The 8,386-nt window shown below is 70.1% G+C and carries 9 protein-coding genes; 4 read left to right on the plus strand and 5 right to left on the minus strand.

Annotated features, from left to right (window positions below):
- Positions 1–28 precede the first annotated feature (28 nt).
- Positions 29–535: a carboxymuconolactone decarboxylase family protein gene (locus ACLML9_RS26060; protein ID WP_411947990.1), complete on the minus strand. Its 507-nt coding sequence runs from the start codon at positions 533–535 to the stop codon at positions 29–31.
- A gap of 21 nt (positions 536–556) precedes the next feature.
- Here ACLML9_RS26060 and ACLML9_RS26065 point away from each other — a divergent pair, with 21 nt between their 5' ends.
- Positions 557–1,105, plus strand: coding sequence for a MarR family winged helix-turn-helix transcriptional regulator (locus ACLML9_RS26065; RefSeq protein ID WP_411947991.1), 549 nt, complete (start codon positions 557–559; stop codon positions 1,103–1,105).
- A 172-nt stretch (positions 1,106–1,277) separates the two neighbouring features.
- Here ACLML9_RS26065 and ACLML9_RS26070 read toward each other — a convergent pair whose 3' ends face one another.
- Entirely contained in the window at positions 1,278–2,993 is a 1,716-nt protein-coding gene (locus ACLML9_RS26070) for an aldehyde dehydrogenase family protein (protein WP_411947992.1), read from the minus strand.
- Between the two features lie 168 nt (positions 2,994–3,161).
- Between ACLML9_RS26070 and ACLML9_RS26075 the strand changes: the two genes are divergently transcribed.
- From ACLML9_RS26075 to ACLML9_RS26085, 3 genes are all read left to right on the plus strand, one after another.
- Entirely contained in the window at positions 3,162–4,385 is a 1,224-nt protein-coding gene (locus tag ACLML9_RS26075) for a PucR family transcriptional regulator (RefSeq protein ID WP_411947993.1), read from the plus strand.
- A 194-nt stretch (positions 4,386–4,579) separates the two neighbouring features.
- A complete protein-coding gene (locus ACLML9_RS26080) occupies positions 4,580–5,368 on the plus strand; it encodes a crotonase/enoyl-CoA hydratase family protein (protein WP_411947998.1) in 789 nt (262 codons plus the stop codon).
- Positions 5,369–5,591: 223 nt separating this feature from the next.
- Positions 5,592–6,509, plus strand: a complete 918-nt coding sequence (locus ACLML9_RS26085) for a hypothetical protein (RefSeq protein WP_411947994.1) — start codon at positions 5,592–5,594, stop codon at positions 6,507–6,509.
- Between the two features lie 77 nt (positions 6,510–6,586).
- Here the strand turns inward: ACLML9_RS26085 and ACLML9_RS26090 are convergent, their stop codons facing one another.
- From ACLML9_RS26090 to ACLML9_RS26100, 3 genes are all read right to left on the minus strand, one after another.
- Positions 6,587–7,030, minus strand: a complete 444-nt coding sequence (locus ACLML9_RS26090) for an SgcJ/EcaC family oxidoreductase (RefSeq protein ID WP_411947995.1) — start codon at positions 7,028–7,030, stop codon at positions 6,587–6,589.
- A gap of 101 nt (positions 7,031–7,131) precedes the next feature.
- Positions 7,132–7,290 carry a hypothetical protein gene (locus ACLML9_RS26095; RefSeq protein ID WP_411947996.1) on the minus strand — a complete coding sequence of 53 codons (159 nt, stop codon included), beginning with the start codon at positions 7,288–7,290 and terminating at the stop codon, positions 7,132–7,134.
- Between the two features lie 112 nt (positions 7,291–7,402).
- Complete coding sequence (locus ACLML9_RS26100) at positions 7,403–8,149, minus strand: hypothetical protein (protein ID WP_411947997.1); 747 nt, start codon at positions 8,147–8,149, stop codon at positions 7,403–7,405.
- Positions 8,150–8,386 lie beyond the last annotated feature (237 nt).

Consider the following 8,386-nt stretch of genomic DNA (forward strand, 5'->3'; position numbering starts at 1 on the left):
GTGCTCGGCAGCGCCGGGAGACCGGCGATCATTCGGCGCGTACTAGGCGGTTGGCCAGTGTCGACATTGTGTAGGTGCCGATTCCGAACACGACTTCCAATGCGTTGCGTTCGGTGTACCCCTGCGTCCGGAGGGCGGCGAGGGCGTCCTCGTCCACGCCGCCCGCGGTCGCGAGGACGTCGAGGGTGAATATCCGGATCGCCTCGAGGCGCGCGTCGGGAAGCGGTGCGGCCGCACGCAGCGCGGTGACGATTTCCGGGGCCGCGCCGAGTTTGCGGAGTTTTCCGGTGTGCATGGCGACGCACACGTGACAGTCGTTGCGTACGGCGACGGTCATGATGACGACCTCCCGGGCCAGTGGATCCAGGGTGCAGCGTTCGAAAGCGGCGCTCATGGCGAGGAATCCGTTGAGCAGCTCGGGAGATTCGGCCAGCCGGCGGACCGCGTCGGGGATCGTGCCGGTACTGCTCTGTACGGCCTGCATCGCCTGTCGGGCGGCGTGCGGGGCGGTCTCCAGGGTGTGGGCGCGGAACATTTCTCTCCTAAGATGGACAACATGGTTGACGATAACAAGCAGATGGTAAACCAGGTTGACGGTTATGCCAAGGGTGCGCCGGAGGGCTCGGAAACGGACGGCCCGCCGCGCGCGGGTTACGAGCTCGCACTCCTGCTGTTCGCCGGATTCCGGACGCTGAGCGACGAATTGCACGCCGAACTGGCACGACAGGGGCATCCGGACATGCGGCCCGCCCACGGTTTCGCCATGCAGGCGATCGGTGCCGGCGAGACCTCGGCCAGCGATATCGGCCGCCGCCTGGGGATTTCCAAACAGGCCGCCGGGAAAACAGTGGACCGTCTGGTCGCTCTCGGGTACGCCGAACGGGCGGATGACCCGGCCGATACCCGGCGGCGCATCGTCCGGCTCGCCCCGCGGGGCTACGACGCGCTGGCCCGCTCGGCCGAGATCTTCCAGCAACTGCGCGGGAACTGGGCGCGTGAGCGTGGAGAAGACCGAATCCGTGCCATGGAGGACGATCTCCGTGCCCTGACGCCGCCGGTGGCGTTCCGGCTCGACGCCGCCGGGTGGCTGGGCCGACTGACCTGACGGCCTGCTCCGATCCGTAAGTACCCTCGCGGTGGTGACGATGGCCGACCGCGCGCGTCCCTACACCATTACGCAGTGGACGGGTCTCGCCGCCTGATGTCCGGCCGACCCGGACACGGCGCGGGGCCCCCGGATGGCGACCCGTGCGGCGGCGCGGGTCGCCCGGGTGCGATCAACCGCGCAGCGCGGAGGCGAAAATCGCGGGCAGGCGTGACCAGCGCGGATCGGCGGCGAAATCGGTGAGCAGTCGCCCGGTCCGCGCGGCGGTCCGGTTGGAGACGAACCATGGTGGTTTGGGGGTCAGCGACCACTCGCCGTGCAGCACCGACCGCGGCGCGGGCCGGAACGGACCCCGCACGACAGTGCGCTCGATCCCATCGATCAACCACGCGTTGTGCACCACGCCGATCCCGCTCTGCACATTGTCGAGTGTATGGCCCGGGTAGGCGCCCCAGCTCGCGGTGGGAGTCAGATAACCGACCGCGGTCCACGCGTTCACGGCGACGGTGCCGTACCGCAGCCGCTCGATCGTCGTGTCGAATTCCGTGCCCAGCGCGTCGACGGTGTCCGGGTGCGCCACGATGTTCACGCCGAGGGTGCCGGTGAACTTCTCGTTGGCCGTATCCACCGCGGTGCGGGCGAAGGCGGCCCCGCTCCCGGGCAGTTCCACGATGCCGAGGACAGGCGCGAAGTACTCCGAGGTGAACAGCGCTTCGTCCGTATCCGGATCCAGCCCGGCCACCAGGAGCCGCTCGCCCCGGCGGCCGAGCCGGCGAGCGTCGGGATAGCTGGTTCGTGCCCCGGCGACCCGGTGGTCGCTACCCGGGTAGTAGGCGTGGCGATTCGGCGCCCGATCGACGGCCGCGGTGAGGGCGGCCAGGAAGGCGTCCTTTTGCGGCCAGTCCGCGGATACGATCACCGCCTGCGTGGCCACACAGTTGTAGCCGCCGTTGTGCAGGCGCTGGGTAGCGATGTGCTCGGCCTGGAATTCCAGGTCGGCGGTACTCCATTTGCCGGGCAGCACGATAGTCGGGGACACTCCGCCGAGCTCGCTGGTGATGGGTTTGTCCAGCAGCGGGGTGCCGGCCTTCTTCCGTTCCGCCGCCTCCGGCCCCGTGCCCCACACGATGGCGTCGTGCGTCGCGGCGCTGCCGGTCATGTGGACGTGGGCGACCTGCTCGTGGGTCACCAGTTGCCCGCCGACCTCGGGGCCGCCGGTGAGTACTCGTACCACTCCGAGCTCGATCAGCGGCGCGAAGATCTTCTCGAATACCGGCAGCAGCGGATCGGTGACCGGGTTCAGTTTCAGCGCCACCACGCGGTTGTGCGCGATGAGTTCGTAGATCGTGTCCAGCGGCGCGATCGAGGTGATGTTCCCCGCGCCCAGCACGGCGCCGATGCCGTGGGTGCGGGCGGGATCGAGCTGGGCGAGGCCCGCGCCGGCCCGGGCGGTGGCCGCGTCGACGCCCCGCTGCAGCCACACCTCGGCCCGGAAACCGCTGAGCAGGAGTTCGTCGTAGAGCCCCGCGGGGAGCGCGCGTACGGTCACCCGGCCGCCGGCGCTGCCGAACGTCGCGTTCGCGAGCGGGCTCACGCCGCGCTCCAGCGATTCGAGGGTCCGTGACACCGCCGTGAGGCTCGTCGCGAAGACATAGGGTCCCGACAGCCATTCCTCGCCCACCAGCGGGGACGCGGGATCGAGTCCTTTGATCCGGACCGCGGCCTCGACCCATTCACGGGCGTGCCGGCCGGTGAGTGTGCGCATCCGGTCGAGGAGGGCCCGCCGCCCGGCCAGCGGCAGGCGGGACCATTTCTGTTCGCCCGTGGCGAGTTCGGTGAGGGCGGTATCGATGACCGTATCGGCCGCGACGGCCTGTTCTGACTGCACGTGGGCACACTCCGTAGCTGAGATCCGGTGATCCGAGTACTGAACAGTGTGGCTGTGCCGGTGCCCGAAGGGAAGGTGTCGGTGTTGCGTCATCCGCCGCTCGTATTTGTGCACGGGCACAAACCGAGCGTGGTGCGGGTCATGCTCGGGTGACTAGACTGTTCCGGTATGAGCACGCCCGCGCCGCCGGCGGCACCCTTGGCCGCCGCGCTCGCCGATTCCGTCGAAGCGCTGACCGATGTCCTGGTCGGCCGGATCGCGGCGGCCGACCCGTCCTACGGGGAGTCCGGGCTGCTGACCGCGGATCAGCTGTACCGCGCCTGTCTGGAGAACCTGAACGCCGTGATCGGGGCGCTCGCCGGAACCGGCCCGTTGCGGCTGCAACCGGCCCGCGACGCCGGACGCCTCAAAGCCGAACAGGGCATTCCGGTCGCGAGCCTGTTGCACGCCTACCGGCTGGGCGGCCGGCTCATCTGGGAGGAACTGACCAACTGGTCGGCCGGTCCCGGGGATGCCCGGCTGTACGAGCTGGCGACGCGGCTGTGGGAGCTCGTCGACCTGTACTCCGACGCGGCCGTCGAGGCCTACCGGGATACCGAAGTGCTGCTCGCGCATACCGACGCGCAGATCCAGAGCCGGCTGGTCCGGACCCTGTTCGACGACCATTCCGGCAACCCCGCCCGCGTCCTCGACGTCCTGCGCGCCCTCGGACTCCCGGAACGCGGTGCGTTCGCGGTGGTCGCCATCGATACCGAACCCACCGCGCCGCTGCCGGGGAGACTCACCGCGGCGCTGCGCGATATCGGCATCCGGTCGGTCTGGGATGCCCAGATCGATGCCTATATCGGGTTGCTGTCCGCGGCCTCCCCGGAAGCGTTCGACCGCGCCACGGCCACGATCTCGGCGAGCGTCGCCGACCGGGTGGGTCTCAGCGCCGCCTTCACGACACCGCATACCATCACCGCGGCGCTGACCGAGGCACGTCTGGCGTCCCGGTCGGTGCGGCCGGGGTCGGCCGCCACGGTCCGCTTCGGCGACGAACCGGTCGCCCATCTTCTCGTCGCCGTACCCGAGGCCGGGCGGCGGGCCGCCGCGCAGATCCTCGGCCCGCTGCTCGATCTTCCGGTCGCCGAGCGGGACGACCTGATCGGTGCACTCGAATCCTGGTACCGATGCGGCGGATCGGCCGCGGCCGTCGCCGAAATCATGCACTGTCATCGCAATACGGTGCGCTATCGGCTGCGCAAGATCCGTGATCTCACCGGCCGCGACACCACCGATCCCCGCCATTCGGCCGAACTGTATCTGGCGCTCGAAGCATTCGGCCTGCTCGGCGCCGAGCGGGCCGGCGGCCGGGACCGTTTCCCGGGATCCGGCGCCGCGGTGCGATGACCGAGCGTCCCCGGCCGGCCGTCGCGTATCGGAACAACACCGAACTCCCTCCACATCCGCGGTACCGCGCCGGACGTGGTCCCGCGGCGCATCGAGCACTTGCGGGCGGAATGGGGACCCGATCGGTGTGGAACGGCCCGGGAGCACCCCGGAGGTCATAGGCTCGAGCGGTGACCGCCAACGAAGGGACAACCATGACCGGCGCACCCGTGCGAATCGAAAGGGACGGGCCGGTGTTCACCATCGTCCTGTCCCGGCCGCAGGCCCGTAACGCGGTCGACGGACCCACCGGTACCGCCCTCCACGACGCGTTCACCGCCTTCGAGAACGACGATTCGGCGGCGGTGGCGGTGCTGTGGGGCGAGGGCGGGAACTTCTGCGCCGGAGCCGATCTCGAGGCCGTCGGAACCGACCGGGCCAATCCGCTGTCGGCGAAGGGCCGCGGGCCGATGGGCCCGACCCGCATGCAGTTGAGCAAACCGGTGATCGCCGCGGTGGCCGGTCACGCCGTGGCCGGTGGGCTGGAACTGGCGATCTGGTGTGATCTGCGGGTGGCTGCCGAGGACGCAGTGTTCGGTGTCTTCTGCCGGCGCTGGGGGGTGCCGCTCATCGACGGCGGTACGGTGCGGCTGCCGCGGCTGATCGGTACCGGCCGGGCCATGGACATGGTGCTCACCGGGCGGCCCGTGGCCGCGGCCGAGGCGCACGCGATGGGCCTGGCCGACCGTGTCGTCCCGGTCGGGGCGGAACGACAGGCCGCCGAAGCGCTCGCCGCCGAGATCGCGCGTTTCCCGCAGACCTGTCAGCGGCACGACCGGCTCTCGCTGCTGCAGCAGGAGGGGTTGGGCGAGCAGGAGGCGATCGCCAACGAATGGGAGCACGGAGTCATCTCCCTGGCCGAGGCGGCCTCGGGTATCGAGCGATTCACCGCCGGGGCCGGGCGCGGCGGCTCGTTCACCGATCTCGGCGCTCCCTCCGCCTAGATACCGCGTCCGGCGCAGCGGACGCGGTCAGGCATCCCGGAACAGGGGGCCCACCACCACCTCGGCCGGCCGGTCGGCATCGGGAACGGAGACATACGCGGCGCCTCACGAACCCCGTGGCCACCGGAAACCGGCCCGCCCGGCACCGAACTCGAACCCATCCGAATCGATGCACGGATCCGAATGTGAAATAACAGCATCTGTTTCAGGTGGAAGGTGATAGATGGGCACCGGTAAGCACAGAGCAGTCAGTCCGCGTCGAACCCGGATGGGGTCCATGGTGGTGGCGGGCGCCGTTCCCGTCGTGCTGACCCTGGTGGGAACCGGCAGCGCCGGCGCCGAATCGGACCACTACCGCCCGGCCGATTCGAGCGGGCACCTCGTCCCGGTCGCGGAGGACGCGATCCCGGCCGATCCCACCGCCGGCGCCGGAGCGGCAGGGCAGCCGGCCGACTCCGCGCAGTGGCCCGGCGCCGAAGCGCCGAATGTGCGTCCGTACCAGGGCGTCCGGATTCCCGACGACGTCCTGTCCTCGCTGCAGTGGGCGCGGCCGGCCCCCGCGAGCGACTATCTGGCGCCGGTGGAAGCCCTGCACGCGCCGGCGCCCGTCGCGCCCGTGCCCCCGATCGCGCCCCCGCCCGGCGCCTTGCGTTTCGGCGATGTCCAGGTCGACTCCCCGGAATGGCTGCCCCGGGAACAGGCCATCCAGATCAACGACGGCTCGGCGTCGGCCGAAGCGAACCTGGCCACCTTCCTCGATTCGGTCGGTATGGAACGCACCAGATCCGACCGGGTCGCCGGGCAGACCCTCGGTGCCGCAGCGATCGGCGCGGCTGCCGGAGCGGCGTTCGCGAGTCCGTTCGCCCTCATCGGCGCCGGTGTGGGCGGAGCGATGGGCCTGGCTATCGGAGTGCCGTTCGCGCCGATCGGACTCGCCGCGGCACCGCTGGGCGCCGCCTACGGTTTCGCCCTCATGGCCGCGCCGCTCGCCGGGATCGGTGCGGGAATCGGGGCGGGGATCGGTGCGGCCGCGGCGCTGAGCGCGCCGCCCCGGGCGCTCGGTCCCGCACCGGAAGCGCGCGCCACCGCGCCGGAGGCGGGCCACCCGGAGCCGGCCGCGGGCACACCGGTCGCCGGCTGAACGGCGCGTCCGGTGAAAGTCGCCGGATGCCGGTGGGCCCGCCGATACCGTGCCGGGGTTGCGCGCCGCCCGGTTCGTCAGCCCGCCGCGGGCACCGGTGTGTTGTGCCGGGCGGCCACCCACCAGCGTCCCTGCTCCGCGACCAGGACATAGAGCGCGACCATCGCCGGATCCCGGTCGAGGAGGACGCCGTCGGCGGTGCGCGCGCGGGCGGCCTTGTGGGCGATCGCGATATCGGGGCGCAGGAAGAGGATATCGGTGACCTCGTAGACGACGTACTCGTCCTTCAGGAACCCGGACAGTCCGGCACGCGCGGCCTCCAGCAGTGCCTCACGGCCGGTGATCACCATGCCCACGGCATTCCCGGCAGCGGCGTCGGCGAGGAAACCGCTGACCATCAGTTCGGCGTCGTTGGTGTTGTAACCGGTTTCGACATCCTTGATCAACTGCTCGATCGCCGCGATATCGGCGGTGTGGTCGGTCCCGGAATCCGCGACGGCGGGTGCTTCGTTCGTGCTCATGGCACCATCCTCGAACCTCGAGTCGACTCGAGGTCAACTCGTCCCGCCGGGGTGGCCGCACGCCGGTCGGCACGTCCGCGGCGACGGCCGCCGGACCCGTCTCAGCGGAGCCGGACCACCGCGGTCGCACGCCCGAAGATCCGGCGGCCGCCGTGCCGGGCGGTGAGTGCGACGGTCGCGGTCCGCTGTACCGGATCCACCGCCTTCACCCGGCCGGAGTACTCGACCTCGGCCCCGATCAGTATTGATTTAGTTGACACTAGTGCGACCTGGGTAAACGCGGCAACCCCGGAATGTATGGGAGATACCAGGTGGGTTCGGCTCCGGGCGCTGGGTCGCTGTGGCCTTGTCGCCGTTCACCGTCGTCTCGGGTCACCGTTCACGCTCGATACCGCGCTCGCGTGCGTCCCGGCCGCGTGCGGATCGTCGCGGTGAGGGTGGTTCCCGGAGCGGAGGCGGTAGCCCTGGTGTGGGGCGGTTCACGATCAGGATGTCGGCGGCCTCGCGACCGGTCATGGGTGGGTTGTTTCCGTTCCGGGCCGCTTCGCGGTCTTTGCGTGCTGCTTCTGCCACCCGCTGCGCGGCTTCCTGCTGTTGCCGCCGCGCTGCCGCCTCGGCTACTTCTCGCGCTCGGGCCTGCTCGGCGGCCTCCCGTTGCTCCCGGTCGGCGGTATCGGCCCGCTCTGCGGTTAGCGCATGGTCTCCGGACTCTGCAAGTTCCCGCGCCTGCTGCTGTGCTGTTTCCCGCGCGGGTGAGTCACGTTCGATAGCGGTGTCGCGTGCCCGGACGATTTCCCTGATCTTGTCCAGCCGTCTGCGGGCCCGGTCGGCGCGGTCGAGCTCATAGGGCCGGATGAGCTCGAGTTGTTTGCTCGCCAATGATCGGCCGAGCTGTATTGCGCGGAGAGCATCGGCGCGCGAGACGACTTCGTGGTGGAAGCGGCCGGGGAAGTCGCGGGCCATCTCCGCGAGTTGTTTTTGGGTTTTCTCGGGGATCCTTTCCCCGGCTACCGTTTCCCAGCGACTGTGGCTCATTCGGCCGGTGGTGAGTGCTGCGCGTTCCCTGGTGAGTTGGTCGTTGGCGTCGCGTCCGTTGACCCGGCCCGATTTCCGTTCCACGCCTTGGATGCTGCGTCCGTGGGTGCGTGCTGAGTCCAGGATGCGCGCACCGGCACCGGTCTGGATTTCGAACTGCCGGACCCAGCCTTTATCGGCGGTTTCTCCGCGCTCCCGTGCCCGGCCGAGTTCGAAGTACAGGCCGGGGACTGTAAGAACAACGGTGTAACTCTGAACGGAGATGCACCACGATGACCGATGTGATGGAGAACAACGCCGGCAGCGATTCGGCGAGTGGGG

It is taken from the genome of Nocardia sp. NPDC002869 (genome assembly GCF_046764065.1).
In the GTDB taxonomy this organism is placed as follows: Bacteria; Actinomycetota; Actinomycetes; order Mycobacteriales; family Mycobacteriaceae; genus Nocardia; species Nocardia rhamnosiphila.

What these genes read in the sequence shown, in the direction of transcription:
- ACLML9_RS26060 (WP_411947990.1), bottom strand. Translation starts at nt 535, where the DNA reads ATGTTCCGCGCCCACACCCTGGAGACCGCCCCGCACGCCGCCCGACAG.
- ACLML9_RS26065 (WP_411947991.1), top strand. Translation starts at nt 557, where the DNA reads ATGGTTGACGATAACAAGCAGATGGTAAACCAGGTTGACGGTTATGCC.
- ACLML9_RS26075 (WP_411947993.1), top strand. Translation starts at nt 3,162, where the DNA reads ATGAGCACGCCCGCGCCGCCGGCGGCACCCTTGGCCGCCGCGCTCGCC.
- ACLML9_RS26080 (WP_411947998.1), top strand. Translation starts at nt 4,580, where the DNA reads ATGACCGGCGCACCCGTGCGAATCGAAAGGGACGGGCCGGTGTTCACC.
- ACLML9_RS26085 (WP_411947994.1), top strand. Translation starts at nt 5,592, where the DNA reads ATGGGCACCGGTAAGCACAGAGCAGTCAGTCCGCGTCGAACCCGGATG.
- ACLML9_RS26090 (WP_411947995.1), bottom strand. Translation starts at nt 7,030, where the DNA reads ATGAGCACGAACGAAGCACCCGCCGTCGCGGATTCCGGGACCGACCAC.